General features: G+C 61.5%; 28 protein-coding genes. 8 read left to right on the forward strand and 20 right to left on the reverse strand.

Translation table 11 applies throughout. The features are described 5' to 3' along the window. Positions 1 to 292: 292 nt before the first annotated feature. On the forward strand, positions 293 to 811 hold the full coding sequence (locus tag QN222_RS14800) for a plant virulence effector HPE1-like domain-containing protein (protein ID WP_283961870.1): 519 nt from the start codon (positions 293 to 295) through the stop codon (positions 809 to 811). 177 nt (positions 812 to 988) lie between these two features. On the opposite strand, the gene QN222_RS14805 is transcribed toward QN222_RS14800, so the two are convergent. The 7 genes from QN222_RS14805 to QN222_RS14835 form a co-directional block, all read right to left on the reverse strand. Then, the gene (locus QN222_RS14805) at positions 989 to 1,474 is read right to left on the reverse strand and encodes a DUF523 domain-containing protein (protein WP_283961869.1); all 486 of its coding nucleotides are present in this window, start codon (positions 1,472 to 1,474) and stop codon (positions 989 to 991) included. A 45-nt stretch (positions 1,475 to 1,519) separates the two neighbouring features. Continuing rightward, entirely contained in the window at positions 1,520 to 2,137 is a 618-nt protein-coding gene (locus QN222_RS14810) for a LysE family transporter (RefSeq protein ID WP_284005489.1), read from the reverse strand. After that, entirely contained in the window at positions 2,124 to 2,504 is a 381-nt protein-coding gene (locus tag QN222_RS14815; RefSeq protein WP_283961867.1) for a cupin domain-containing protein, read from the reverse strand. Before QN222_RS14815 ends, QN222_RS14810 begins: the two co-directional genes overlap by 14 nt. Before the next feature lie 183 nt (positions 2,505 to 2,687). Then, positions 2,688 to 3,554 carry an AraC family transcriptional regulator gene (locus tag QN222_RS14820; RefSeq protein WP_283961866.1) on the reverse strand — a complete coding sequence of 289 codons (867 nt, stop codon included), beginning with the start codon at positions 3,552 to 3,554 and terminating at the stop codon, positions 2,688 to 2,690. 82 nt (positions 3,555 to 3,636) lie between these two features. Next, positions 3,637 to 5,802: a glycine--tRNA ligase subunit beta gene (gene glyS, locus QN222_RS14825; protein WP_283961865.1), complete on the reverse strand. Its 2,166-nt coding sequence runs from the start codon at positions 5,800 to 5,802 to the stop codon at positions 3,637 to 3,639. Between the two features lie 103 nt (positions 5,803 to 5,905). Continuing rightward, on the reverse strand, positions 5,906 to 7,846 hold the full coding sequence (locus tag QN222_RS14830) for a DUF2207 domain-containing protein (RefSeq protein ID WP_283961864.1): 1,941 nt from the start codon (positions 7,844 to 7,846) through the stop codon (positions 5,906 to 5,908). Positions 7,847 to 7,868: 22 nt separating this feature from the next. Next, a complete protein-coding gene (locus QN222_RS14835) occupies positions 7,869 to 8,417 on the reverse strand; it encodes a LemA family protein (protein ID WP_180940348.1) in 549 nt (182 codons plus the stop codon). 248 nt (positions 8,418 to 8,665) lie between these two features. Between QN222_RS14835 and QN222_RS14840 the strand changes: the two genes are divergently transcribed. Then, positions 8,666 to 8,869 (forward strand): hypothetical protein, encoded by a 204-nt coding sequence (locus QN222_RS14840; RefSeq protein ID WP_283961863.1) that lies wholly within the window; start codon positions 8,666 to 8,668, stop codon positions 8,867 to 8,869. Between the two features lie 38 nt (positions 8,870 to 8,907). On the opposite strand, the gene QN222_RS14845 is transcribed toward QN222_RS14840, so the two are convergent. The 5 genes from QN222_RS14845 to QN222_RS14865 all read right to left on the reverse strand — a co-directional run bounded on the left by QN222_RS14845 (position 8,908) and on the right by QN222_RS14865 (position 12,368). Continuing rightward, on the reverse strand, positions 8,908 to 9,870 hold the full coding sequence (locus tag QN222_RS14845; protein ID WP_283961862.1) for a glycine--tRNA ligase subunit alpha: 963 nt from the start codon (positions 9,868 to 9,870) through the stop codon (positions 8,908 to 8,910). A 102-nt stretch (positions 9,871 to 9,972) separates the two neighbouring features. Further along, positions 9,973 to 10,164: a hypothetical protein gene (locus QN222_RS14850; protein ID WP_180940345.1), complete on the reverse strand. Its 192-nt coding sequence runs from the start codon at positions 10,162 to 10,164 to the stop codon at positions 9,973 to 9,975. A 203-nt stretch (positions 10,165 to 10,367) separates the two neighbouring features. Further along, positions 10,368 to 11,234: a S49 family peptidase gene (locus tag QN222_RS14855; protein ID WP_283961861.1), complete on the reverse strand. Its 867-nt coding sequence runs from the start codon at positions 11,232 to 11,234 to the stop codon at positions 10,368 to 10,370. A gap of 86 nt (positions 11,235 to 11,320) precedes the next feature. Continuing rightward, positions 11,321 to 12,094, reverse strand: a complete 774-nt coding sequence (locus tag QN222_RS14860) for a tRNA1(Val) (adenine(37)-N6)-methyltransferase (RefSeq protein ID WP_283961860.1) — start codon at positions 12,092 to 12,094, stop codon at positions 11,321 to 11,323. 52 nt (positions 12,095 to 12,146) lie between these two features. After that, on the reverse strand, positions 12,147 to 12,368 hold the full coding sequence (locus QN222_RS14865) for a DUF2007 domain-containing protein (RefSeq protein WP_283961859.1): 222 nt from the start codon (positions 12,366 to 12,368) through the stop codon (positions 12,147 to 12,149). A 109-nt stretch (positions 12,369 to 12,477) separates the two neighbouring features. Here QN222_RS14865 and QN222_RS14870 point away from each other — a divergent pair, with 109 nt between their 5' ends. From QN222_RS14870 to moaB, 4 genes are all read left to right on the forward strand, one after another. After that, complete coding sequence (locus QN222_RS14870) at positions 12,478 to 13,494, forward strand: polyprenyl synthetase family protein (RefSeq protein ID WP_283961858.1); 1,017 nt, start codon at positions 12,478 to 12,480, stop codon at positions 13,492 to 13,494. 151 nt (positions 13,495 to 13,645) lie between these two features. Then, a complete protein-coding gene (locus QN222_RS14875; RefSeq protein WP_283961857.1) occupies positions 13,646 to 15,469 on the forward strand; it encodes a tetratricopeptide repeat protein in 1,824 nt (607 codons plus the stop codon). Between the two features lie 4 nt (positions 15,470 to 15,473). Continuing rightward, positions 15,474 to 16,403 (forward strand): 4-(cytidine 5'-diphospho)-2-C-methyl-D-erythritol kinase, encoded by a 930-nt coding sequence (locus QN222_RS14880; protein WP_283961856.1) that lies wholly within the window; start codon positions 15,474 to 15,476, stop codon positions 16,401 to 16,403. A gap of 87 nt (positions 16,404 to 16,490) precedes the next feature. Continuing rightward, positions 16,491 to 17,033 carry a molybdenum cofactor biosynthesis protein B gene (gene moaB / locus QN222_RS14885; protein WP_283961855.1) on the forward strand — a complete coding sequence of 181 codons (543 nt, stop codon included), beginning with the start codon at positions 16,491 to 16,493 and terminating at the stop codon, positions 17,031 to 17,033. Positions 17,034 to 17,615: 582 nt separating this feature from the next. Here the strand turns inward: moaB and QN222_RS14890 are convergent. Further along, positions 17,616 to 18,146 (reverse strand): glycosyl transferase, encoded by a 531-nt coding sequence (locus QN222_RS14890; RefSeq protein ID WP_283961854.1) that lies wholly within the window; start codon positions 18,144 to 18,146, stop codon positions 17,616 to 17,618. A gap of 181 nt (positions 18,147 to 18,327) precedes the next feature. On the opposite strand from QN222_RS14890, the gene QN222_RS14895 reads away from it, so the two are divergent. Continuing rightward, on the forward strand, positions 18,328 to 19,485 hold the full coding sequence (locus QN222_RS14895) for a PA0069 family radical SAM protein (protein ID WP_283961853.1): 1,158 nt from the start codon (positions 18,328 to 18,330) through the stop codon (positions 19,483 to 19,485). Between the two features lie 198 nt (positions 19,486 to 19,683). Next, positions 19,684 to 20,334: a ribonuclease HII gene (locus QN222_RS14900; RefSeq protein ID WP_283961852.1), complete on the forward strand. Its 651-nt coding sequence runs from the start codon at positions 19,684 to 19,686 to the stop codon at positions 20,332 to 20,334. Positions 20,335 to 20,683: 349 nt separating this feature from the next. Here QN222_RS14900 and QN222_RS14905 read toward each other — a convergent pair whose 3' ends face one another. The 7 genes from QN222_RS14905 to QN222_RS14935 all read right to left on the reverse strand — a co-directional run bounded on the left by QN222_RS14905 (position 20,684) and on the right by QN222_RS14935 (position 26,944). Beyond that, positions 20,684 to 21,169, reverse strand: coding sequence for a F0F1 ATP synthase subunit B (locus QN222_RS14905; RefSeq protein WP_283961879.1), 486 nt, complete (start codon positions 21,167 to 21,169; stop codon positions 20,684 to 20,686). A 13-nt stretch (positions 21,170 to 21,182) separates the two neighbouring features. Beyond that, positions 21,183 to 21,794: a F0F1 ATP synthase subunit B gene (locus tag QN222_RS14910; RefSeq protein ID WP_283961851.1), complete on the reverse strand. Its 612-nt coding sequence runs from the start codon at positions 21,792 to 21,794 to the stop codon at positions 21,183 to 21,185. A gap of 77 nt (positions 21,795 to 21,871) precedes the next feature. Then, complete coding sequence (locus QN222_RS14915; RefSeq protein WP_012707029.1) at positions 21,872 to 22,099, reverse strand: F0F1 ATP synthase subunit C; 228 nt, start codon at positions 22,097 to 22,099, stop codon at positions 21,872 to 21,874. An 84-nt stretch (positions 22,100 to 22,183) separates the two neighbouring features. After that, positions 22,184 to 22,936, reverse strand: coding sequence for a F0F1 ATP synthase subunit A (locus QN222_RS14920; RefSeq protein ID WP_283961850.1), 753 nt, complete (start codon positions 22,934 to 22,936; stop codon positions 22,184 to 22,186). A 60-nt stretch (positions 22,937 to 22,996) separates the two neighbouring features. Continuing rightward, complete coding sequence (locus QN222_RS14925) at positions 22,997 to 23,356, reverse strand: AtpZ/AtpI family protein (RefSeq protein WP_136507290.1); 360 nt, start codon at positions 23,354 to 23,356, stop codon at positions 22,997 to 22,999. Positions 23,357 to 23,648: 292 nt separating this feature from the next. Continuing rightward, on the reverse strand, positions 23,649 to 24,791 hold the full coding sequence (locus QN222_RS14930) for a cell wall hydrolase (RefSeq protein ID WP_283961849.1): 1,143 nt from the start codon (positions 24,789 to 24,791) through the stop codon (positions 23,649 to 23,651). A gap of 251 nt (positions 24,792 to 25,042) precedes the next feature. Next, complete coding sequence (locus QN222_RS14935; protein WP_283961848.1) at positions 25,043 to 26,944, reverse strand: potassium transporter Kup; 1,902 nt, start codon at positions 26,942 to 26,944, stop codon at positions 25,043 to 25,045. Positions 26,945 to 26,956: the final 12 nt, after the last annotated feature.

Here is a 26,956-nt window from a genome sequence, read left to right on the forward strand (position 1 = left end):
TTCAATCGGACTCCTGCGTCGCGCGTTAGGTCATTGCTTTTATGCATGTCGTTGTCCCAAAACCGCTGCACACTTTGGGCGACATGCATTAGAGCAATTCCAGGAAAAGTGTGTAACGGTTTTCCGTCCGGAATTGCGTAGTTTCAACGAGTTAGATCATTTCATTGTTTCAATGAAACAATGAAATGATCTAGGCGAAAAACGCGGCATCATTCAATTTTTACCAATCCCCCTGACGGGAAGGTAAGGGAAAACGCATACTGTCGCTCTCGATAGTTTCGAGGAGAATCCAATGCGCTCCCTGCTTATCTCTGCTGCTTTCGCGCTTCTCGCCGGTACGGCCGCCGCGTCCTCGATCGAAGACGTCGTCTCCGGCAAGGCGGTCAACTCCAGTGTCGCTGCGGTTTCTTGCGCGGACTGCCCGCCGCTGCAGCCGAAGAAGAAGTCCTCCTATGTCGTCCCCGAGATCGCCCCCGGCACCGACAAGGTCGAACTGAAGCAAATCGACGGCGAGGTGAAGCTGGTGCGCACGGAAGCCTGGCTCGGCGGGTCACCGGTCGTCTTCGTCAGCAAGGCACCCGAGGAAGTCGTGAGGGCGGCGGCGATGAAAGTCGAGCCGGCAACGGCGAATGCCTCCGCAAGCATCGATCTCAGCCGGCCCGGCACGCATGAAGTCGTTTCCTCGGAAATCGATGAGACGGCCAAAACCGCCGCCGTTCATGCGGTCTCGCGCGCGGAACCGGTTGCCGCCTCGATGGCGGGCAACTCACAGGAATTTGATCCGGATGGATTCGAACTTCGGCTAGACTAAAACCATATAAATACAGTTCCCTGCCCCGTCCAGCTAACCCCTGATTCACGGCTGGCGGGCCTTCGCTGCAATGGCGAGAGATTGCGCCCCTGAGAGAAGCAGGGGCGTAATCTTTTGCGGGGTACCGGGCAGCCGCATTCCCCGTCCTGCCTGACGAGACGCGCAGCGCTGTGGTTTTCACCCTGCTTTGTCTACCAGACGGTCTATTTCGCTGTCGGAATAAACCTCGATGCCGTTCTGACGCAGCAATGCGGCGGTCACGCCCATGCCTGAATGCTGCGCGCCGCTGAAACTGCCATCATAGATGAAGCCTGAACCGCAGGACGGACTGCCGTCGATCAGCAGCGCGAAGCGACAGCCGGTTTCGAGCGCAAGCGCCAGGGCATTTTCGGCAGCTCGAACAAACTCGTCCGTCACGTCGCGGCCGGTCTTTTCAACCACACGGGCCGTTCCTGAGAGCACGTCGGATCCCGCCTGTCCGCCCGCAATCTCCGCCGGCGGGCGTGGAACCGGCATGCCGGCTGACATCTCCGGGCAGATCGTTACAAGCCGGCCATCGCTGCGCCAGCGATCGATCGCCGGGTGAGAAAGCGGCTTCGATGCGCCGTCATAGCGCACCGCATGGCCCATGAGACAGGCACTGACGAGGATTTTGGCGGTCATGCCCCTTCATAGACGGCCACCACATGTCTCTTCAAGGGGGCGAATCTACCGAAGCAACGGCAAGGCGATGGAGGCCAGCAAAAGAAAAGCGAAGATCAAGTTCGCGACGCGCGCCTTTTGCGGATCATGGAGGATCGACGCGATAGCGGCACCAAACCAGAGCCAGGTCGTATTGACGGCGATTGCGAGGATGCTGAGGGCGATAATCTTGGCAATGGCGCCTTCGTCCGTGCCCGTAGCGCTGCCTGCATAAACGGCGCCGATCGCTGCATAGGCCTTGGGGTTGGCGATCGCGAGTACCAAGCCGCTGAGGAAGGAGGGAGCGCCTGAACCCTGTTCTTGGGCGGCAACAGGCGGCGCGGTGGCGATATGCCATGCGAGGTAGACCATATAAGCGCCGGCGAGAATCATGAGCGCCGGCTTCATTCCCGGCAGTTCGAGAACGATGGCGGTTACGCCCGCGGCGATCGCCAGCACGACGGCAATGGTACCAATATTGACGCCCGCGGTGTAGTGCGCGCTCAGGCGCATGCCGTGGGCCGCGCCCATTCCGGCGAGGCTGAGCGTCGCCGGGCCTGGGCTGCCCATCAGCGGCAGCGCCGCAAGAACCAGGAGCGCGAGATCGCCGACCATGGCCGCATCTCCGGTGTCAGATCCAGACATCGTTTTCAGCCGTGCGCTCGCCGCCCTCGTGGCCGGTGTTCAGGATGCCGCGCGGTTCGATGAGCAGCATCTTCACTTCACCTTGAGCATAGGGCTTGTGCTCGACTCCCTTCGGCACGACGTACATCTCGCCCGGTCCGACGGTGACCGAGCCATCGCGGAAATCGATCCGAAGCGTGCCGTCCAGAACGATGAAGGCCTCGTCCGTTTCCGGATGGTCATGCCAGACGAAATCGCCCTCGATACGAACGATCTTGACCTGATAGTCGTTGATTTCCGCGATCACGCGCGGCTGCCACTGGTCGGAAAATAACGCGAGCTTGTCCTGAAAATTGACTGGCGCATAGGTTCGCTTCGACGCATCCATTGCCTCTTCCTCCTGCCACTTCGGGCGAGGTTAAGGCGATCACGGCACACGGTATTGAACAATTGTGCAAGGCAGGGATGCTCAGAGCGGGATGAGTCGAAGTGTGCGCGGTTTTCCGCCCGCTAACTTATTAGGATCGATCACGTTTATGGTTTTGGCGATTCAACCCAAAATCATCGTGACCTAGCGTTGGACGGACTTGCCCGCTATCCGCAGCCAGCGTCCGGGCGAAAGACCGAAGGCCTTCTTGAAATGGCGGTTCATATGCGCCTGGTCGGCAAAACCGGCATCCAGCGCGGCTTCTGCGGGCGATATCCCCCGCCGAAGATCGGCTTTCACAGCCTCCAGGCGGCGTTGAACGAGATAACGATACGGACTTGTGCCGAACAGCCGCCGGAAGTCGCGGCTCAGGCCCCAACGGTCCCGGCCGCTGATCGTCTCAAGCGTCTCCAGCGTCACCGTACCCTCCGGCAAATCGTGCAGATAGAGCCGCGCGCGTTCCGCCGCACGGTAGTCGAGCGCCCGACCGCCGGGCAAGGATCCGCCGGCCGCGGCCTCAAGCGCATGGGCAAGCTCGAAAAGGCCGTCCTCGAACTCCAGCGCTTCGATCCGGGCGTCGGTTGCAGGCAGCAACGCGCGAACCGCTGCAAAGAGCCGCGGATCGGGTGAAATGCCGCCGCTGATGAAGGGCAGCGGACGGCCACCCAGGATACTTTGGATGGCGGCCGGTTCGATATAGATCATGCGATAGCGGAAACCGTCATCGCTGCCCGCATGGCCGTCGTGCAGTTCGTCGGGATGGAGCACCATCGTCCTGCCGGGAAGGCTGAAGCGATCGGCGCCGCGATAGCGGAAGCTCTGCACGCCCGAAAGCGTCTGCCCGATGGCGTAGGTATCGTGCCGGTGCGGCTCGTAGGCTGGCCCGGCGAAGAAGGCCTCGATGCGTTCGAACGGCACATCGTCCTCGGCGACCGCTATCCAGTCGCCTCGACGCTCACGGGCCGGCGGTTCGATGATGCCTTCACCTGCACTCGGGTGGTCACTCGTCATGCCCTACGAGATAGGGCAACTGCTTTCGATTGTCGATGCAATGCGGCCGGTCGGAACGCGCAACCGCACGAGAACGCGATCGTTATCCCGCAATCTTCGAGAAATCCGCAACCGCCCCCGTGGCGGAGCGAATGAGCCCCAGCAATGCCAGGCGGTTGGCACGGATCGCCGTGTCCTCGTCATTCACCAGGACATCATCGAAGAATTGATCGACTGGCTCGCGAAGTTTCGACAACGCCGCCATGGCTGAGCGGAAGTCCTCCTTGACGATCGCGTCACGGGCATCGCCGGTCGCGACCTTGATGGATGCGTGGAGCGTCCTTTCCGCATCGAGCCTGAAGAGCCGCTCGTCGACGGAAGCGGCGACTTCCGTGCCCTTTTTCTCCTCGGCCGCCAGAATCTGCGTTGCGCGCTTGGTGCCCGCCAGCAGGTTCTTGCCCTCCTCGGCGGTAATGAAGGCCGTCAGCGCCTCGACACGCCGCGCGATCAGCAGCAGATCGTCGGCGTCCGGCGCCAATACGGCGTCGATCAGATCGTAGCGTGCTCCGAGGTCACGGAGATAAACCTTCAGCCGGTCATGGAAAAAGGCAAGCAGATCGGCGGAAATATCGCCGGCGACCTCCGGCCTCTGCTCCTTGAGCCCGGCGAGCGCGATTTCGAAAAGCGGCCGGAGCGGCAGGCGCGCCTTGCCTTCCAGGATGAGCCGGATGACGCCGAGCGCGGCGCGGCGCAGCGCGTAGGGATCCTTCGAGCCCGTCGGCTTTTCGTCGATCGCCCAGAAGCCAACGAGGGTGTCGAGCTTGTCGGCCAGCGCAACAGCCACGGCAACGGGATCGGCCGGCACTCGGTCGGACGGTCCCTGCGGCTTGTAGTGATCCTCGATCGCATTGGCGACGGCGGATGTTTCGCCCTGCAGCACCGCGTATTTGTGACCCATGATGCCCTGAAGCTCGGGGAATTCCCCGACAGCCTCGGTGCGCAAGTCCGCCTTGGCGAGCACTGTGGCACGGTCGACCTCAGCGACGTCCGCGCCCGTCACCCTGGCGAGTTCTGCGGCCAGCGAGCGAATGCGGGCGACGCGTTCGCCCTGCGTTCCGAGCTTGGCGTGGAACGTCACGTTCAACGCATCGAGCTTTGCCATGCGCTGGTCGAGCGGCTTCTCGAGATCGAGCCCGAATTTCTTCGCGGACGGCTCGAGCGTTTCGAGATCCGGCAAGTTGCCCTGGTCCCGCTTCCAGAAATGCGCCGCGTCCGAGAGGCGCGCGCGCACGACCTTACCGTTGCCGTGGACGATTTCCTTACCGCCGTCCTTGGCCTCGATGTTCGACACGAGGATGAACTTGTTCGACAGCGTCTCGGCGCCCGGCTCGCGGGTGACGAAGCACTTCTGGTTGGTCTTGATCGTCAGACGGATGATTTCCGACGGGATTTCGAGATAGCTCTCCTCAAAACTTCCCATCAGCACCTGTGGCCACTCGACGAGGCCCGACACTTCCTCGAGCAGGCCTTCGTCCTCGACGAGTTCCAGGCCGCTGGCGAAGGCGACATTGTGGGCGTCGGCGGAGATGATCTGCTTGCGGCGCTCGGCATCGATCGCGACCTTCGCACTCTCGAGCTTCTCGGCATAATCGGCAAAGCGGCGAACGGTGATCGCCTCGGGCGCATGGAAACGATGGCCGTAGGTGACATTTGAAGCGACGATGCCGTCGACCTCGAATGGAATGACCTTGGTTTCCTCCGTCTCGGAACCGAAAGTGCAGACGATCGACTGGAGCGGGCGCACCCAACGCAGGCTTCCGGGCCTCGCGGAGGCGGCACCGGAGCGCATGGATTTCGGCCAGGGGAAATTGCGGATGATCCCTGGCATTACCTCGGCGATGATTTCCTCGGCGGCCCGGCCGGGCTTGAGGATATGGGCGACGTAGAAATCCCCCTTTTTCGGATCGCTGTGGACATGCGCCTCGCTGATCGAGGAGAGGCCCGCGCCGCGCAGGAAGCCTTCGATCGCCCTTTCGTTCGCATCGGTGCGCGGTCCCTTGCGCTCTTCGCGAATATCGGCAGAGCGCGCATTCAGGCCGCGGATATCGAGCGTCAGCCGGCGCGGCGTCCAATATTCACGCGCGCCTTCATAGGTCAGACCTGCCTCGACCAACGCATCCGTCACAAGCTTCTTCAGGTCGCCCGCCGCCTTGCGCTGCATGCGGGCGGGGATTTCTTCGGAGCGCAGTTCGATAAGAAGATCAGGCATGGGACTCTGGACTTTGTTCTGTTCGGACGGTTGCGGCGGACTTAGCAAGCTCCGATGGAAAAGTCACCAAGCCCGGCAAGGAAATTGGCTGGTTGCGGCGCGACTACCAGCCGCCACCACCACCGCCGCCGCCGCCACCACCGGAAAAGCCGCCTCCCGTGGAAAAGCCCGAGGACGAGCTTTTGGGCGGGGGTGGCAGGGACGACGTCATGGTATCCGCCATCGAACCGGCGAACCCGCCGATCCGGTCGCCGAAGGAACCCGGGCCAAAGGAATCGCCGTGATACCAGCTCGGTTGATAGGCAGCGGCAGCAGCGGCGCCCGCGGACGCGGCAAGCAGCCAGCGGTCGAACGTCTCCGTCCACGGCTTTTCCACGCCGAGCGCCACGGCATAGGGCAGCAGCGTCTCGAAATGCCGGGGCGACATTTCCGGCGCGCCCTGGAGGTTCATCCGGTCCTGCTCTGCGAGCGTCATATATTGCCGCAGCCCGTCGATGCCGTCCATCATCCGTGTGCCAAGTGGCGTCGGAGCTCCCATCAGGAAGAAGAAAAGCACATTGACGAGCACGATGCCGCCAACCGCGAAAAGCAGCGGCAGGTCGTCCGCCCCGGTCGCCGAGAAGACGATGGCAGCCAGGACCCCGGAAAATATCGTGAGGAACACGAATGCAAAAAAGGCCAGGACTACGATCGACATGATGCGGCGCGCGAGGCTCGACCCACGCCGCAACGACTTGCCGAACGAAACGGCGAAAATCGAGACGAAAAAGGCGATGAAGACCGGCACGATGACCAGCGGAATGCTTTCCTCGCTGAGATCGCCGAAGATGAAGAGCGCCGCCAGGGCAAGCAGCGAAAGCAAGACGCCACCGACAATATATGCCGTGTTGGCGCGGTAGTATTTGCCGCGGTGTTCCCGCTCCATCGAACTGCGGAAGGCGGACCCCGCCGCCGCGACCTTCTTGCCGTTCGCCCGGTCGATCGTGAGTTTGCCGCCGGCCGTTCCGATCGCCTTCATCAGCGTCGCCTCGCCGGTCGGCAGCTTTTCTGCTCCTCCCTTGCCTGTCGCGGTGATGACGATCGCCTTCTTCAGGTCGTTGAGAACGACGTGACCCTTGACCGCGAGGTTGAGCGCGGCGGCCGACAGCGCCGTCCAACCCTCGCCGGAAAACCCCTTGTTGTCGATGTAGTTGACCAGCGCCGGCGAAATGCCATCCGGCGCGTCCCAGCGCGGCACCATCACCCCGCGCGCCGGATCGCGACCGACACGCACCCAGGCGCGTCCGTAGTAGAGCGCGACAAGGACCAGGCCCGCAGCGGCAATGACCAGGGCCAGATGGTCACGCAGCCACCAGATGTTTTCCCGGGAGGCGCTTGGCCGATCGATGCTACCCTTCGGCAGCTTGACCGCGATCGTCAGGCCTTCCTGTGGGCGAAGTCGCCGCGTGGTGGCGAAGAAGATCTCGTCGCCCTCCTCCACCGCCCGCGCATCCTTGCCCGTCGCACCATAACCGCCGGTAAACACGTCCAGCGCCTGCGCCTTCACGCCTTTCGGCAAGGTGACGGTGGCCGTCGCCTCCTCGATCGGGAACGCCCATTCGGTCCCGGTCACGTTCCAATAGAGTTCGTCATGGTCGTCGAAAAAACGGATCTGCCGGCTTGTCTCGTAGGTGATCTGGAACGTGTGCTCGCCGCGCGGCAGAAACACATCGGCTTTGCCGGTATAGATGCGGATACCGCCGTCGATCGTTTCGGTGCGGTAGCTTTCCTCCTCGCCGTCGCGTTCTACGGAGATGAGATCGAAATCCACCTTGCTGCGGCGGCCGCTTGCGTCGATGAAGGTCAGCGGAAAATCGCGGTAGATGCCACGCCTGATCTGGCTGCCTTCGACATTGGCGGCGATCGTCTCGGTAACGGTGAGCGTGCCGTCCTTCGCAACCTCGATGACCGAGTGGAAGGAGGAGATGATCTCTTGCGCGGCTGCAGTAAGTGGCCAGACAAGAACGAGAAGAACAAGCGCAACCGCTGCGGAAAGCCGCTTCATCGCAATTCCCTTCTCCGCATCGTCAGAACTTGACCGATGGCACCGCCCGGTCCGCTTCATTGGCAATCTCGAAATAGCCGGCCTTGGCAAAGCGGAAGGCATTGGCGATCAGATTGGACGGGAAGCTTTCGACCTTGACGTTGAGATCACGGGCAGCGCCATTGTAATAGCGTCGCGACATCTGGATCTCGCCTTCGATCGTCTCCAGTGTCTGCTGGAGCTCCGCAAAATTCTCGTTGGCCTTGAGGTCCGGATAGGCTTCCGCGAGCGCAAAGAGCTTGCCGAGCGCCTGTGACAGCGCTCCTTCAACCGCCGCCCTGCCTGCGACATCGCCCTGCGGCATGGCTTGCGCTCGATTGCGCAAAGAGACGACTTCTTCAAGCGTCGACTTTTCGTGCGCCGCATAGCCCTTCACCGTCTCGATCAGATTGGGGATCAGATCAGCGCGCCGCTTCAATTGCACATCGATGCCGGACCAGGCCTCTTCGGCGACCTGTCGCGCCTTGACGAGGCCGTTGTAGACGAAAACCAGATAAAGGATCACCGCGACGCCGATTGCCAGTCCGATCATGAAAGCCCCTCCTTGAGAATCCGCCAGAGATTAGCACCGGCTTTCCAGCTTGAAAGGCATTTTTTTCAATCAAAGCAACGGCGACCGCAAAGATGCGGGCAGCTCGTCTGGCTCGCGCGAGATCGATTTCCTTGCATCGGAATCGACGACTGGCTGCAACTACAAAGCTGTTCCGCCGGGAACGGCGCTGAAACTAAAGATAGGCGAAAGTCGTCTCATCGAACAACTCAAGACGCAAAGCCAGGACCATGAAAACGCTCGCAACTCCCATCAACGTACTCGCCTTCCTGGCCCTCTTCGTTGCCTATGCGAGCGGAGCCCAGGCCGACAGGCCGAACGGCGTGCGCCGGGCATTGCAGACCTATGGCGGCCAGTTGTCGCTCGAGGCATTTCCGGTCGCCGGTCTTCTTCTGACGGATACCCGCCGATGCGCGCGAGGCCCTTGCCGCTGACGGTCTGTCGATCGAAACGGAAGGTGCCACCCCGTCGACTATGCTGCTTCCCTGTTCCAGTTCGCGCCGCCTGCATCGGTCAGCAGGAACGCCTCTCCGCAAGCCTTTGCCAGCGTACGGACGCGCAGGATGTAGGTCTGGCGCTCTGTCACGGAAATCACGCCGCGCGCATCCAGCAGATTGAAGACGTGGCTCGCCTTGATGCACTGGTCATAGGCGGGGAAGACGCATTTATGCAGCCGATTGTTGCTGCTATCGCCGGGAGCGCCAGCCGCCAGCAATGCGAGGCACTCCTTTTCGGCGTCGATGAAATGCTGATGGAGCATCGCCGTGTTGGCATATTCGAAATTGTGCCGCGAATATTCCTGTTCGGCCTGCAGGAAAACATCGCCATAGCTGATCTTCTCGGCGCCCTCGCGACCATTGAAGTTCAGGTCGTAAACATTGTCGACGCCCTGGACATACATGGCGAGGCGCTCGAGACCATAGGTCAGTTCGCCCGACACCGGCGAGCACTCGATGCCGCAGACCTGCTGGAAATAGGTGAACTGCGACACTTCCATGCCGTCGCACCAGCACTCCCAGCCGAGACCCCAGGCGCCGAGCGTCGGGCTCTCCCAGTCATCTTCGACGAAACGGATGTCGTGCAACAGCGGGTCGAGGCCGATCGCGCTCAGCGAGCCGAGATAGAGTTCCTGCAGGTTGGACGGATTCGGCTTCAGGAGCACCTGATACTGGTAGTAGTGCTGAAGCCTGTTCGGGTTCTCGCCGTAACGCCCGTCGGTCGGGCGGCGTGACGGTTGGACGTAAGCCGCACGCCACGGCTTCGGCCCAAGAGCGCGCAGCGTCGTCGCCGGATGAAAGGTGCCGGCGCCAACCTCCATGTCGTATGGCTGGAGCACGGCGCAGCCCTTGTCAGCCCAATAGTTGTGCAGCGTCAGGATCAGGGCCTGAAAGGAGCGCTTCGGGTTCATATGGTCCGGGAGGGAGGCGGTGGTCATGGGATCACGTCCGAATTCTTCAAGATTTGCCGGACAGGTGCCACGCCGCACGGCAAGGGTCAAGCGTCTTGCCCGATCCACGTCGGGACGAGGGGGAAGCCTTCACTCGTCGTCGCGCTTCAGGCGGTATTCTCCGGTCTTCGGATCCTTGACAAGCGTTCCATTGGCGCCGGTCTGTTGCTCGCGGCGCAGACGCTCGCGCTGCCGCGCCAGCTTCTCGGCATCGGCAATGAATTTCCGATAGCCGATCCAGGCGACAACAGCGATGATCACGAGCAGGATAAGCTGCGGCATAGTTCCTCCTCTGCACGCTCCTCCAATCGAACCCGAAGCGATGCAGCCTTTCAAAGTGTAACAGCGACCTCATGCGCCTGCCAGACGCGGGTGGAGGATCATCTAACGCATGCGCCCAAAAGCGTGCAGCGGTTTTGGGCGGGCGACATGCATGAAAACAGAGACCTAAAGCGTCGCATGAGGCCGTTTAAACGCGACGCGCTTCAGAGCCCGTATCGCGCCCACAGTGCTCTTTCCTCGAGCGCTTCGGCAAGCCCCGCAGCCGCAGACGCCGCCAGGGGCGCGGCGACCGCCGCGGCAACGGCCGCGCCCGGCTGGCGGCGACCGAAGAGGCTGCGGGCCGGCTGGATCAATTCGAGGCGTGTTTTTGCGCCATAACGTCTCTTCACCTCTCCACGCATGTCGCCGAGAGCGTCGACAAGGCCGAGTTCCTGCCCGCGCCGACCGGTCCAGAAAAGGCCGGAGAAAATATCGGGGTGGTCGGCCAGAAGAGATCCCCGGCGGGTCTTGACCATCTGGATGAACGTGTCGTGGATCTCGAGTTGCAAGCTCTTGAGGAACTCGACGTCGCGCTCTTTTTCCGGCTGGAACGGATCGAGCACCACCTTGTTTTCGCCGGCCGTATAGACGCGCCGTTCGACGCCGATCTTTTTCAGTAGTTCCGGGAAACCGAAGCCGCCGGAAACAACGCCGATCGAACCAACGATCGAGGTCGGATCGGCGATGATCTCGTCGCCGGCGAGCGCGATCATGTAGCCACCGGACGCCGCCACGTCCTCGACGAAGATGAGGACGCGCTTCTTCTTTTCTTCCGCAAGGTCTCGGATACGCTGGTAAATCAGGCGCGACTGCACCGGCGAGCCGCCCGGCGAATTGATGGAAATGGCAATCGCCGGCGCCTCCTTGACCGAAAACGCCTTGTCCAGAAGCGGGGCCACGGTCGCGAGGTTGAGAACCGGGCGGAACTGGCCGCCACCGGCCATGATCGCGCCGTGAAGCCGGATCGCCGGGATCGTCAACCCCTCCCCGCGGAACCGTCTCGGCATCAGCCTTTTCAAGAATCCGGCCATTTCAACTCCTGCCCGTCACAAACCCTGCTTTGCATGTATGCACTGCCGCCGCAAACGCAATGCTCGTTCTCATCCGTTACGCTTTATCACCGGCGGCGGTAGGCCGCGCGCCCATTGTTGAGGTCGTCCACCTCCGGGGAAAACCGGTGCGTTCCCTCGTCATGCATGATGAGCGGCGCGCGCAGAACCAATCGCTTGCGGCTCTGCTTGATCGCCGTCACGAGAATGCGCACGGCATTCTCGCCTGCCCGTGGAAGAAGCGGGGTGATCTCGATACCGCCGAAACGCCGACCGCATGCCGCGATGATCTCGGCGATCGATTCCGGCCGGGCAATGAGAGACAGCTGCCCGCCTGGCTTCATGATCGCCCCAGCGGTCTTGATCCAGGCCTCGAAAAGATCGCCGGTCATCGCGTGAGCCTCGGCCTTCAGGCTGTCCGGCGTCTTCCGGTCCGCAGCGTCGTTGAACGGCGGGTTCATGATCACATGATCGAAGGCATCGTCCGGCAGGCCCGCGGCGGCGCGCGCCTTGCCGTTCAGCGACACGTCCGCCTCGAGCACCGAAACCCGCGAGGCGAAGTGTGAATTCTGCGGCAGTGCGAGGCTGCGGCGAGCGAAGCCGGCCATGATCGCCGAACGCTCCACCAAGAGCACGTCAGCCTCCTCGAGCCTGGAGGCGACCGCCATGCCGGCTGCACCCGCGCCTGCGCCGAGATCGGCCACGCGGCAACGGTCGCGACAGGAAACGAGGGAGGCGAGGAGCATCGCATCCATGCCGGAGCGATGCCCTTGGCCCAGGGGCTGAATCAAGTGAAATCGGCCCCGGTGGAAGGCGTCCATGGTTTCCGGCATCGTCGTCATCGCGCCGCCCCTTCGGAAGAAAGGTCGCAAGTGATCTGCGGAAAAGCCGAAGTCACTGCCGCAATTCCCCTTCCAGGCCCGCATCGATCAGGATCCGCCGCGCCTTCTCGGCGTCATCCTCCGCAACCAGGAAACGGCGCGGCAAAAGGCCGAGCGAGCCCTCAAGGATACTCATGCCCTGATCGGCAATGAGGCAGCCGATGCCGGCATCCTTCATCAGGCTTTCGGCGAAGGAGAGAAGTACGGCGTCGTTGGTGCGGATCAGTTCCTTCATTCGGCTCGGTTTTCCTGTCTTATTTCAAGCAAGCGAGGCAATTCGCCTCTTGCCGCCTGAAAGCCCTCTTTCTATTGTCGAAATCGACGATGAAACAGGAGTCCGGGCGTTGGGCGTAGTGATACCGCTGGAAGACAATAAAAACAAACAGGCGTCTGTGAAGCCGCTCGTCGACCTGACCATGTCCGACATGGAACGGGTCAACCAGCTCATCCTGTCCAAGGCGGGCTCTGATGTCCAGATGATCCCGGAGGTCGCCAACCATCTGATTTCGTCCGGCGGCAAACGCCTGCGCCCCATGCTGACGCTCGCCGCCGCCGCGCTGTTCGGATACGAGGGCGACGCCCACGTCAAGCTCGCTACCAGCGTCGAATTCATGCATACGGCGACGCTGCTGCACGACGACGTCGTGGACGAAAGCGATCTCAGGCGCGGAAAATCGACGGCACGCACGATCTGGGGCAACCAGGCAAGCGTGCTCGTTGGCGACTTCCTGCTCGGCCAAGCGTTTCGCATGATGGTCGATGTCGGCTCGCTCGAAGCCCTCGACGTGCTTTCGACGGCAGCCTCGGTCATTGCCGAAGGCGAAGTCCTGCAGCTTTCGGTCGCCAAGAACATGGAGACGACCGAAGACGACTACCTGCAGGTCATCCGCGCCAAGACGGCGGCACTCTTCGCCGCGGCGGCGGAAGTCGGGCCGATCGTGGCAGCGACCAGCAAGGCGAACCGCAACGCGCTGAAGTCGTACGGCATGAACCTCGGACTGGCCTTTCAATTGGTCGACGACGTCCTCGACTACGGCGGTTCTTCGAGCGACCTCGGCAAGAACGTCGGCGATGACTTCCGTGAAGGCAAGATCACGCTTCCGGTCATCCTCTCCTATCGCCGCGGCACGCCGGAGGACCGCACCTTCTGGCGCGAAGCCATCGAAGGCGGAAACAATGATGGTGCCAATCTCGAAAAAGCGCTTGGCCTCATCCGCCGCTATGGCGGGCTTACCGACACGATTGCGCGCGCGCAGCATTATGGCACGATCGCGCGCGACGCCTTGGCGCCGTTGCCGGTTTCTCCCTGGAAATCAGCGCTGATAGAGGTGATCGATTTCTGCATCGATCGAGTGAGCTAGACCGGCGGACATTCCATTTTAGGAATTTCTTGCCGCGTTGCGCCAAAAAAGCCATTCTGTTCCTCAAGACTTGCTTCCGGCAATCTCTAATCGATCCGGAACAACCAGCGACGGTGCGGCAAAACGTACCGTCGGCAATGAAAGGTTTGATATGCGGCAAAATACATTCCTTCGCCTTCTTAGCGGCGCGGCACTGCTTGCTCTCGCATCGGTGACCGGCAGCTATCAGGCATTTGCCGAGGAAAAGGCGGCGGTCGAAGACACGAAGCCTTTCGACATCAGATCGGTCGACACCTTTTCCGGCGCTTTTCTGGCTGCCCGCACGGCCGACGTGGATCGCGACTTCGCGTCAGCAACCGAACTCTACAAGATTGCCCTGCAGTTCGAACCGGACAACAACGACGTCAAGCAGCGGCTGATGATCACGCTGCTCATGGCAGGTAAGCTTGACGAGGGCGTCAAGATCGCAGAGGACCTCAAGTCCGATCCGGCGGTCGAACGCATCACGACGGTCGTCCGCGCAATCGAAGCGATCCGCAAACGTGAGTACCGCAGCGCGCAGAAGCTGCTCGCCTATGACGGCCCGAACGATCTAGACCGGATGATGAATACGCTTCTGTCCGCCTGGGCCAGGTTCGGCCAGGGCCGGCCGAAGGAAGCGCTGGCGCAGATCAAGGCGCTCGATGGTCCGGAATGGTTCCGCGTCTTCAAGAACTATCACGCCGGCGCGATCGCGCTTGCCGCGGGCGACAAGGCAACAGCACGCGCACGGCTCAACGACGCCATTCTCGACCGCGAAGGCGGCAGCGCGGCTCCCGACACGTTCATGCGCTCGGTCGAGGCACTGGCACGCTTCGAGGCCCGTGAGGGTAACAAGCAAAAGGCGCTCGACACGATTGCTGTCGGCGAAGGCATGGTCAACAACTACACGCCGCTCGAAGCGCTGAGAAAGAGCATCGAAGAAGGCAAGTCCCAGGAGCAGCAGGTTCGCAACGCCGTGCAAGGCGCCGCCGCAGTGCTCTTTTCCGTCGGAGGCGCACTCAATCGCGAAGGCGCGGAAGACGTCGTTTCGCTCTACCTGCAGACCGCGCGCCAGCTCGATCCGGAAAGTGCCGACATCCTCGTCATGCTCGGCGGGATCGCCGAAAACCTGAAAAAGGAAGAGGAGGCGATTGCGCTTTACAAGAGCGTGCCGGAAGGTTCGCCGATGCGCCGCCTCTCCGAGCTTCAACTTGGCCTCAGCCTTGCCAGCATCGGCAAGGTCGATGAGGCCAAGAAGCACCTGAGGGCGCTGATCGACGTCGATCCCAAGAATATCCGCAACTATCTTGCCTATGGCAGCGTGCTTTCGGACGCCAAGGACTACAAGGAGATGGGCGAGCTTTACGACCGAGCCGTGGCCGCCATCGGCCCCGTCCCGAAGCGCGGCGACTGGACCGTATTCTTCCAGCGCGGCATCGCCTACGAGCGACAGAAGATCTGGGAGAAGGCCGAGCCGAACTTCCGCAAGGCGCTGGAGCTCAATCCGGATCAACCGCAGGTGCTGAACTATCTCGGCTATTCCTGGGTCGACATGAACATAAATCTCGACGAGGGCCTCGACATGATCCGCAAGGCGGTCGAGCTCAAGCCCGATGACGGTTACATCGTCGATTCGCTCGGATGGGCCTATTTCCGTATGAACCGGTTCGACGATGCCGTGACTGAACTCGAGCGCGCGGCCGAATTGATGGCCGGCGACGCCACGATCAACGACCACCTGGGCGATGCTTACTGGCGGGTCGGACGCAAGCTCGAAGCAGTGTTCCAGTGGAACCAGACACTGGAGTTGAAGCCCGAGGAAGCGGAAATTCCGAAGATCAAGGCCAAGATCGAAAACGGCTTGCCGCCGCTCAAGCCGCAAGTTCCGGCCGCGGCCGACGCCAAGGAGTTGCCGAAGAAGACGGGCCCCGCGACGCCGGACAAGAAATCCTGAGAATATGCATCGGGACGGCATTCCGGGCTTCGCGCTGACATGCGCGGCGCCCGCCAAGATCAATCTCGCACTGCATGTCGTCGGACAACGCGCCGACGGCCACCATCTTCTGGAAAGCCTTGTTACTTTCGCGGATTGCGGCGACCGGATCGGTATTGCATTGGCTGATGCCGACGGCTTCACCGTGTCCGGACGTTTCTCGGATGGGTTGCCGCTTTCAGCGGAGAACAAGGGTGGCAATCTGGTGTTGCGCGCGCGCGATCTGCTGCGAAGCGAGCTGACGTCACGAGGCATCGCCGCCGGTCCGGTCCATCTCCATCTCGAAAAGAACCTGCCCGTCGCCTCCGGCATTGGCGGCGGCTCGGCGGATGCGGCGGCAACCCTTCGGGGTCTCCTTAGGCTGTGGGACGCGCCCTTGGAGCCGGCTACGCTCGATGCCGTTGCGCTCGCGCTCGGCGCCGACGTGCCGATGTGCCTCGACGGCAGACCGCTTCTTGCCGAGGGAATCGGCGAGAAGATCACCGCCCTTCCAGATCTCCCGTCCTTCGCGATCGTCCTCGTCAATCCACTGGTCGCCGTTTCGACGCCGATGATCTTCCGGACGCTCGTCAACAAGGCGAATCCATCGCTCGACCTGCCGAAAGGCATGAACACAGTGGCCGAATGGTTGTCGGCGATGGCCGATATGCGCAACGATCTGGAGAGGCCTGCGCGGGCCCTCGTTCCCGCAATCGAGGAGGTATCAGGAACCCTGAAGGCCGAGGATGCCATGCTTGTGCGCATGTCCGGCTCTGGCGCCACCTGCTTCGGGCTGTTCGACAGCGACGAAAGAGCGCAGCGGGCGGCCGAGCGTATTTCCGCCAGCCATCCGGAATGGTACGTTTGCGCGGCGCGAACCACAGCGCCGCGTGTCCAATCGGACGCGCAAAGGTGACTGTAGCACTTTGAATTGCTGCATGATTTTGTCCTTAAATTGATTCCGACTTAAGGGATCATGTCGTGAGGGAGAGGATAGCATCCAATGCCAGGCATCGACGAAGGCCGCCGCTTCATTCCCGTCGGCATTGCCGTGCTCACGGTGTCCGACACGCGGACACGCGCCGACGACAGGTCAGGCGACACACTTGAAGCGCGCATCCGCGAGGCCGGCCATCGGCTCGAAGCACGGGCGATCGTCCGGGACGACCGGCAGAAGATCTACGATCAAGTGAAGGCCTGGACGCTGGACGATGCGATCGACGTTGTCATTACCACCGGAGGCACCGGCTTCACCGGCCGCGACGTGACACCGGAGGCGCTTGAGCCCCTCTTCGAAAAACGCATGGACGGCTTTTCCGAAGTGTTCCATCGGATCTCCTACGAGAAGATCGGCACGTCGACGATCCAGTCGCGGGCCACCGGCGGTGTCGCCAATGCCACCTTCATCTTCGTCCTGCCCGGATCGCCGGGGGCCTGCAAGGACGCCTGGGACGGTATCCTGAAGCAACAGCTCGACTATCGGCACATGCCCTGCAATTTCGTTGAAATCATGCCGCGGTTGGACGAGCACCTCAAACGCGGCTAGATGTGAGCAATTCCAACTGAAAGAGCATGTGACGGCGCTCCTTCGGCGTCCTCAAGTTGTCGGCACCGAACTCGCCTCGAGATTTTTCCTCGTTCACCTGCGGGTTGTTCCCAGCGAAACAGCCAACCTCGATCAACCCCGGTAGATTTCTTCTCGTCAGCCGGCGTGGGGGTGGCCGAAGGCGAGACCGATCATCCATCTCAAGCGCAGCGAAGACAAATCATCCCACGACACGGGCGGGGGAAGAGCAGGATGCATACGACATGCCGTCCCCTGGATTGCATGGAAAGCCATTTTCGCCAGCAAGGTCATTTGAGAGCCGCTTCGGGGGGTGCCGCTGACAAGACAGGCACCCCATTCTTGCGACCGATACCTACAGCGCCGCGTGTCCTATCAGACGCGCAAGAGACGCTGTAGCACTTTGCATTTGCTGCATGTTGTATCTTCAAACCGGCTAGAGCAATTCCAGGAAAAGTGTGTAACGGTTTTCCGTCCGGAATTGCGTAGTTTCAAAGAGTTAGATCATTTCGCTGTTTCAGCGAAACAATGAAATGATCTAAGAGTTAAGGAAGCAGCCAGCCGCTAGTCCGTAGCCGAACGATTGCCGGCCGCCACCCAGGCGGGAACAAGTTCGGTCGCCAGTTTGCGCACTGCACGCACATCGGCCATGTCGCTCAGCCGCATATTCGCGCGGGCGACGGCAATCGCATCGCGCTTCTGCATCAGAAAGCCTGTCTCAAGGGGGCGTGTCCTGCGCGACAGGCGACTTAGGAGCGGGCGGCGATGCATTCGTGAGGGAGAGAACCGAGCCGGATTTCTGTTGAGCGACACATATTCAAGAAGCTCGTCCACCCAACGCCCCGTAGGCCGCGCGCCCGGTTCCAGGAGCATCAACCATTCGCCGCGCGCCGAACGCACAATGTCGTCCAAGTGCCAATCGACGCAGAAACGGCAGCCGGCAGCATCCGCAACCCGCAACGAACCGTCTTTCGAGCCGTGATCGAGAATGATGACGTCGCTGACGAGGCCCTCCACGGCGCCGGCAACAAGGACAGCCAGCGTTTGTGCGAGTTCGGCCTCGTTGTCCCGTGTTTCCATGATAATCGTCAGCATAGTCGTTCCTATCGCATTGCACTCACAAATGCTACAGCCATCGGGCTTGCCGGCTTCGCCGCTCCGGTGCGATCTCCCCCTCACTCACATACCCAAGTTTTGTTCTTGATTTGTTCCCGTTTCTGCGATAGGAAAATAATCAGGACGAAACGGAGCCCCGTCTGTTTCCGAGGAGATATCGATGACCGAGCTGTCTCAATTGAGGCAGGGCGCTTTTGCGCCCGCCAACACCGCGGACATGGCCGAAGCAATGATCAAGGGAACGGGCCTGAGGATCGACATCGATCGCCGGCGCGGCCGCGGCGCTGGCCTCAACATGACGGGCCGCTTCGAACCGCAAACGCGCGAGGTCTTCGACGACGGTTGGGAGAGCATCGAGGATCTGCCGCCGTTCAAAACGGAGGTCCAGGTCGAGAAGCCTCGGGCGGTCATCACGCGCAACGAGTCCCCGGACATCGGTTTCGACCGCTCGATCAATCCTTACCGCGGCTGCGAACACGGCTGCATCTATTGTTTTGCGCGGCCGACCCATTCGTACATGGGCCTTTCGGCAGGCCTTGATTTCGAATCCAAACTTTTCGCCAAGCCGGACGCTCCGCGTTTGCTGGAGCGCGAATTGGCAAGGCCCGACTACAAGGTTCGCCCAATTGCGATCGGCACCAATACCGACCCTTATCAGCCGATCGAGAAGGAATGGCGGATCATGCGCCAAATTCTCGAAGTGTTGAAGGCGGCAAACCACCCGGTGATGATCGTCACCAAATCGGCAATGGTGACACGCGACATCGATCTGCTTGCCCCGATGGCGGAAATGGGTCTCGCGCGGGTCGGCATTTCGGTAACCACGCTCGATCGAAAACTGGCGCGCACGATGGAGCCGCGGGCCTCGACGCCGACAAAGCGGCTTGAGGCGATCCGCGCCATCTCGGATGCGGGTATTCCCACCGGTGTTCTTGTTTCACCGATCATTCCGGCGCTGAACGACCATGAGATCGAACGCGTGCTTGATTCGGCGAAGACGGCGGGCGCGTCGGAAGCGAGCTACGTGCTGTTGCGGCTGCCGCTCGAAGTGAGCCCGCTCTTTCGCGACTGGCTGCTGCGCAATTATCCGGACCGTTACCGCCACGTCATGTCGCTGATCCGCTCCATGCGGGGCGGCAAGGACTATGACACCGAGTTCGGCAAGCGCATGAAAGGGGCCGGTCCGTATGCCTGGCAAATCGGCCGGCGCTTCGAACTCGCTGCCAAACGCCTGGGCCTCAACCTGACGCGCCGGCAATTGCGGAATGATGTCTTCGTGCCGCCACTCGGAATGGGAGTCCAACTGTCGCTGCTTTAGGTCGGCGAACACCTGAGACTTCCCGCCAATGCAAGCCGATCTCCTCCCCGACAGGAGTTCGATAGCATCGTTCGTGCAAAATTTCGGTTCCGGCGCCCTCCCCTGCCTTGTGATGGCGCTGGCTTTCCTCCCGGTCACCGCCGCACTCGTACCGGGAGGGCTTGAAGGGAATCGGGCGAATATGCGAGGGTCCCCCGCATGTCACGTCGCAAGTCGCCCGATTCCCCACTGTTTCCCATCGAGCTGCCAGTCCCCGATTTCAGCTTCGAGCTTGCTGCCCGGCGAGACGGCTTTTGGCCTGTCGCCGGTGCGGACGAGGCGGGGCGCGGCCCTTTGGCCGGTCCCGTCGTTGCTGCCGCGGTCATCCTCGATCCGGACGCCATTCCGAACGGTCTCAACGACAGCAAGCTCCTGAGCCCGGAGCAGCGCGAAGCACTGTTTGAGCAAATTCTTGCGACGGCGACGGTGTCGATCGCCTCGTCTTCGGCGACACGTATCGACACGACCGACATCCTCAAGGCAAGCCTCGACGCTATGCGACGGGCCGTCGATGGTCTTTCCACGACCGCGCGTTTTGTGCTCGTCGATGGCCGTGATGTTCCGCCGGGCATCTCCTGTCACGCCAAAGCGATCATCAAGGGCGATTCCCGATCGATGTCGATCGCCGCCGCATCGATCGTCGCCAAGGTGACCCGCGATCGCATGATGGCCCGCGCCGACGCCACGTTCCCGGCCTACGGCTTCGCCGTTCACGCCGGCTATGCCACCGTAAAGCATCGAAACGCGATCGACAGCCACGGCCCGTGCTCGCTGCATCGAATGAGCTTCCGCCCCTTTCGCCAGGTCTGATGCTCCGTATTCCGCCTGAGACCGGCAGGCGCGCTGCCCGGTGGTGGCGCGTGTGTGAGACCTGATACGCGCCCGCTATTGCATGTTCCTTAAAATCGTATTCGATTTAAGGACAAGAACATGCCGTGATTCAAAGTGCGTCTGAAAAGACGCACGGCGCTGTAGAGCATTTGCAGTCAGGTGGAATCACCTCACGTCGCACAAACGCGGCAAAGACAAGGAGATAGAGCGGTAGTGCGAACGCATGTGAGCGCATCCCCCCTCTATCTCACGCGGAATACCGGTACAACCAACAAAAAAAGCCCCGCCGAGGCGGGGCTTCCTTCGGATTTCAGGGACCGTCGTCGTCTCAGTTGAGCCGAGACTTGACCTCGCCGAGCGCCTTCTTGAACAGCGTATCCTGCGCACCGGCATCGGTCTTGGCCGACAAGACCTTTTCCGCCGCGCTGATCGCCAGATCGACGGCTGCCGAGCGGACCGCGTTGATCGCGTCGCTTTCAGCCTGCTTGATCTTCTGTTCGGAAAGTGCCGTGCGGCGCGCGACATATTCCTCGGTCTTCTGCTTGGCTTCCGCCGTGAGCATTTCCGCTTCTCGCTGGGCTGCGGCAACGATGCTGGCGGCCTCGGCTTCGGCGTCCTTGCGCTTGCGCTGATATTCGGCGACCAGGCTCTGGGCCTCTTCGCGGAGGCGCTTGGCCTCTGCCAGTTCGTTGCCGATCTTGTCGGCGCGCGCGTCGAGCGCCTTGGCGATCATGCCCGGAACCTTGAGATAGGCAATGAGGGCAAGGAAGAGGATCAGGCCGATAAGGGCATAGAAAGTCGCATCAAGAGCCATCATTCATTGCTCCTCAGTTGCCTGCCGATGCCTTGACGGCGGCAGCGATCTCGGCCTTGGTGACGGTTCCGCCAATCAGCTGCTTGACGACGGCGGTTGCCGTTTCCTCGGCGATAGCGCCGACATCGGCGAGCGCCTTGGACTTGATATCGGCAATGCGCGTCTCAGCGGCGGCGATCTTCTTCGCAAGATCGCCCTCGACCGCGGTCCGGTCGGCCGTTGCCTTCGCCTTGGCAGCTTCGCGCGCGGTGTCGGCGATCGAATGCCCCTTGGCCCTGGCGCTTGCAAGTTCCTGCTCGTAGGACGCGATGGCAGCGTCAGCTTCGCCCTTGAGGCGCGACGCTTCATCCAGATCCTGAGCGATCCGGTCGTGGCGGGTTTCGAGAATGCCGCCAATGCGCGGAATGATGACCTTCGACATCAGCAGATAGAAGAGGCCGAACGTGATCGCGAGCCAGAGCACTTGCGATGCGAAATGGCTCGAATCGAAAGGCGGGAACACGCCCGTGCCGTGTTCGCCTTCGGGGGCCACACCCGTTTCGGTGTGCACCTCGCCGGCCGCAGCGGGATCGTGTGCTTCGCCTTCAGGGGTGGTTGACTGGGCATAAGCCGCGGTCACAAACATGCTCACCTCCAGGTGCACTCAAGAATATGCGCGACCGCGGCCCCTGAGCGAGGCCGCGGCCAAAACTTCGGTCCGTATTAGACGGCGAAGAGGAGGAGCAGGGCTACGAGCAGCGAGAAGATGCCCAGAGCTTCCGTAACGGCGAAGCCGAATACGAGGCGGCCGAACTGGCCGTCAGCAGCCGACGGGTTGCGCAGCGCGCCGGACAGGTAGCTGCCGAAGATGTTGCCGAGGCCGAGAGCCGTGCCGGCCATACCAAGGCATGCAAGACCTGCACCGATGAACTTTGCTGCTTCCGCTTCCATGATTGAACTCCTTCGAAATGGTGTTGCGGCTAGGATTTGTGCCTCCGCCGGAGGACCCGGGCGGAAGCCAGCGACTGTTATTCCTTAGTGGCTTCCCGGGTGGACGGCGTCGTTGAGGTACATGCAGGTCAGCACCGCAAAGACATAGGCCTGGAGGAAGGCGACCAAGAATTCAAGACCGGTGAGAGCGACGGTCATGAGGAGCGGCAGGACCGCGCCGCCGATGCCGAGCGCGCCAAACGCGCTGAGCGAGGCGACGAAGCCTGCGAAGACCTTCAGCGTGATATGGCCGGCCAGCATGTTGGCGAAGAGACGGACCGAGAGGCTGATCGGACGGGAAAGGAACGAGATGACTTCGATCGCCACCACAAGCGGCAGAAGGGCACCCGGCACCCCATGCGGCACGAAAAGCTTAAGGAAGCTCAGACCGTGCTTGTAGAAGCCATAGAGAATGACCGTGCCGATCACGAACACGGCGAGCGCGAACGTAACGATGATCTGGCTGGTGACCGTGAAGAAATACGGGAACATGCCGAGCAGGTTCGCCGTCAGGATGAACATGAACAGCGAGAACACCATCGGGAAGAATTTCATCCCGTGACTGCCGGCGCCCTCGCGCAGCATCGAGGCGATGAATTCGTAGGACATTTCCGAAACCGACTGCATGCGTGTCGGGATCAGGCCACGCTCCGAGGTCGTCAGATAGAGAAAGCCGGCAGCTGCACCGACGGTCGCGACCATGAACAGCGACGCATTGGTGAAGGAAAAGTCAATTCCGCCAATTTCGATCGGGACAATCTTGTTGACCAGGAACTGGTGGGTCGGATCGTTTGACACCGCGCTTCTCTTTCATTTTGCCCGCCCGCAAGCGGAAACCGTGTTCTTTCGGGCGGCGCCTCAGGCGCCATCCCCGTCCTTCTTGTCATTTCCAGGGCTGCGTCGTCCCTGATCCGGCGTCGCCACCAGCCCGGCCGACCGCAGCACATTCAAGACGCCGGCACAGAAGCCCAGCAGGAGCAAGACGATCATGCCCCACGGCCCTGTACCCGCAAAATGGTCCAAAAGATAGCCCAGAAACGCCCCGACAACGATCCCGGCGATGAACTCGCTCGAGAGCTTCATCGCCGCCGCGTAACCTTGCCGGCTTTCCGCAGCGCGCGTCTCGACGTCGTCCGACTTGTCCGTCCGCTTGGACGCGATGTCGTCGCCAAGGCGCTTCAGCCGCGCTTCCAGACTTTCTTCCGGCTTCTCCGTCACATGGCTCCCCTTTGCAGCCCCACGCGGTCTTAAACGCGATCTCGGTCATACAAACGGCCGGTGTTCAAGCCACGCTTCGGCCCCATTTGAAGTCGCGCGCAACATAGTTTTAGGCACCCGCATAGTCAAGGCATGGGAGCGCCTTGTGCGTGGACAATATTTCTTCGTTATTTCAGATACTTAGCCATAAATTTGGCAAGCTGCGGCAAAGCGGCAACGGGAATCGGCGGCGACCGCACGGTCCTAGCTCGCCCTTCGGCGTCTAGTCACCCGGCGGAATCGAGGCTGTCGATCAGCTCCAGCCGCCGCCGTAAGTGCGATAGAAGACGTGCAGCCCGATCTTGCCGACCCGCTTCATGGTTTTCGCCCAGGCAGGCTTCACATAGGTCGCGTGATAGTGCGTGGCCGACCCCACCTCCGGCAACCAGATCTTGCCGGCGGTGACGGCCATCGCGACTTCCTTGGCGGTCTTCCAGTGGGAGCGCGAATAAATGAGGTCACGGATCATGTCGCAGGCGAACGAGAACTGGCAGCGGTTGCGCCAGGCCTTGTTCTGGTAAACGACGCCGCAAATTGTCTTCGGGTAGGTCGGGTTGCGCACGCGATTGAGAATGACCTGAGCGACCGCGGCCTGACCCTTGACGGACTCGCTGCGGGCCTCGAAGTAGATCCCCTCGGCGAGGCAGGTCTGCTCTTCCTTGCTGAAGACAGTGGCGGGCAAGGCGGTTGCCGCCCAGGCATGGTCGTCGGGCGCGATTTCCGGAATGAAACGGCCCGCGTTCTTGTCTTCCCTGAGGATCGAATCGAAAGGCGACTCACGCGCATAGTCCGGCTCGGGCCGGACATAGGCGGTTGCGAGAATATCGGCCTTTTCGTTGGTAATCAGCTTGGCGAGCATCGGCGAAACGCCGGGCTCCGCCTTTGGCGGCTTCTTTCGGTAGAATGCCGTGGCGATCTCGATCTCCTTGCCCATGATGCGCGGTTTCGCGAAAACCATCTTCTCGGCCCCGTCGAAGCCCGGTTCCATCAGCGAGCTCGTCCGCTGGAGAATCGAACCGGCGGTAAAGTCCTTCGGCGGCATCACCGGGGTAACGGCAATGATCCGACCCTTCTTGAGCTTGCGGGTCACGCGGTCTTCGTCGGGCGTCTCGCCCTCGTGTTTGGTTTCCGCGGTCAGCGCCACATGGCTACCGTCGGGCATGGTGACGCCTGCACCGCCGTCCAGGGCACCGGTGGTGACCGGATCGGCGAACACCATCTCGACCTCATGCAGCGAACCGGCAGGCGACTGCGTGAGATACATCCGCCAGCGCTCGCCACCGCGGTTGATGCCCGACAGGAAGGTCGCCAGGTCGGAATAGGCGACCGCTGAAGGGAAGCTCAGGAAAATGGCAATGCCGATCAATGCGGGCGCAGCCCAGGCCGGCAAAGACATACGAGACTTGCAACGCGACTTCTGGCTCTTACGCACCAACCGGCTCCACGCGACACTTACTCGGGCACGCGTTCTCGCAAGCCGGCGAAGGGCCAGCTCCAGGATTCCGTGCAGGAGGCTAAGATTTGGAAGCGGTCGGACAGCGCACCGGAACCGCTTCGTTCGAGCCTAGAAAATGAAGCATTAACCTTGATGTTTGGTTAATGCGGCTGTGATGTTTCAGTCGGAGGAAGGTGCTGTTCTCAGGGCGCTCAGATGATCACGTGAGAGCCGAGTTCGACCACGCGGTTGGTCGGCAGACGGAAATAGTCCGACGGGTCGATCGCCGCACTGGCGAGCGCAATGAACAGACGGTCCTGCCAGTGCGGCATACCGGACTGCGCGTCGGGCACAAGCTTGCGGCGACCGAGATAGAAGGACGTCGACATGATGTCGAATTTCAGCCCCGACTTGCGGAAGAGACCGAGCGCCTGGGAGACGTTCTGGGTCTCCATGAAGCCGAACTTCATCTCGAGCAGGGTGAAGCGTTCGGACAGAGGCCTCACACTGACGCGTTCCTCCTTGGGCACTTTCGGTGTGTTGGCCGTGCGGATCGTCAGGATGAAGTTCTGCATGTGCAGCACGTGATTGTGCTTGATGTTGTGAAGCAGCGCCGCCGGCGTCGACTCCGGGTCGCTCGTCAAGAAGATCGCCGTGCCGGGCACGGCCACCGGCGCATGCTCGCTCTTGCGTTCGATCGACTTGATGAAGCTCGACAGCGGAATGTCGATATGCCGCGTCTTGGCATGTAGCAGTTCCGTGCCTCGCTTCCAGGTCCACATGACTATGATGAAGGTCGCTGCGATCAATATCGGCACGTAGCCGCCATCATGGATTTTCAGCATGTTGGCGCCGAGGAAGAAGAACTCCAGCATGAAAAGCGGAAACAGCGCGCCGGCTGCCCACCAGGCCGACCAGTTCCAGCGGGCGCGCAGGAACTCGAAGGAAAGGATCGTCGTCACGACCATGGCACCGGTGACGGAGATACCATAGGCGGTCGCCAGGGCCTCGGAGGAGCCGAACATGAAGACCAGAGCCATGACGCCGAACATCAGCAGCGTGTTTACGTTCGGCAGATAGATCTGGCCGGTGTGGGTTTCGGACGTATGGAAGATCGCCATGCGCGGAAGGAAGCCGAGATGGATTGCCTGACGCGTCAGGGAGAAAGCACCGGTGATCACGGCCTGGCTGGCGATGATCGTCGCTGCCGTCGCCAGGATGACGGCGGGAAGCAGCGCCCATTTCGGAAACATCAGGAAGAACGGATCGGACATCGCCTCCGGGTTCTTGAGCACGAACGCACCCTGACCGAGATAATTCAGCGTGAGTGCCGGGAACACGACAGTGAACCATGCCCATTGGATTGGCCGGCGACCGAAATGGCCGAGGTCGGCATAGAGCGCCTCCGCCCCGGTCACGGTCAGAAAGACCGCGCCGAGCACGATCATGCCGACAAAGCCCTCGTTCAGCATGAACGTGGCGGCATAAAGCGGATTGAACGCAGCGAAGATCGACATGTCGTCGGCGATGTGCATCAGACCGACCGCGCCCATCACCAGAAACCAGACGACGGTGATCGGCCCGAAGAAATTGGAAACCGCGGCGGTCCCTTTCGACTGAACCGCGAACAGCAGCAGCATGATGACCACGGCGATCGGAACGACATAGTCCGTAAGCGCAGGTGTCACCAGCTTCAGCCCCTCGACGGCCGAGAGCACCGACAGCGCCGGTGTGATCATCGCATCACCGATGAAAAGGGCCGCTCCGGCGATCCCCATGAAGAAAAGGATCGCGGCGTGTCCATTGGCGGTCTTCATCAAAAGAGCAAGCAGGGAGAGCGTGCCGCCCTCCCCCTGGTTATCGGCCCGCAACAGGAAGAGCACGTACTTGATCGTGACGATGATCGTCAGCGTCCAGATCATCAGCGAGATCAACCCGATGATCTCAACGTCCGTGACGCCGTCGTGCGAAACGGGCCGCAGCGCCTCGCGGAATGCGTAGAGAGGGCTGGTGCCGATATCGCCATAGACGACGCCGATCGATCCAAGCCCGAGGACGAGCAGGCGGCGCACATTCTCGGACCCGTGTACGGCAGGGGCAGACGATTGAGACATACGTGTCCAACA

The organism is Sinorhizobium sp. 6-70 (assembly GCF_030124375.1).
Classification (GTDB): Bacteria; Pseudomonadota; Alphaproteobacteria; order Rhizobiales; family Rhizobiaceae; genus Sinorhizobium.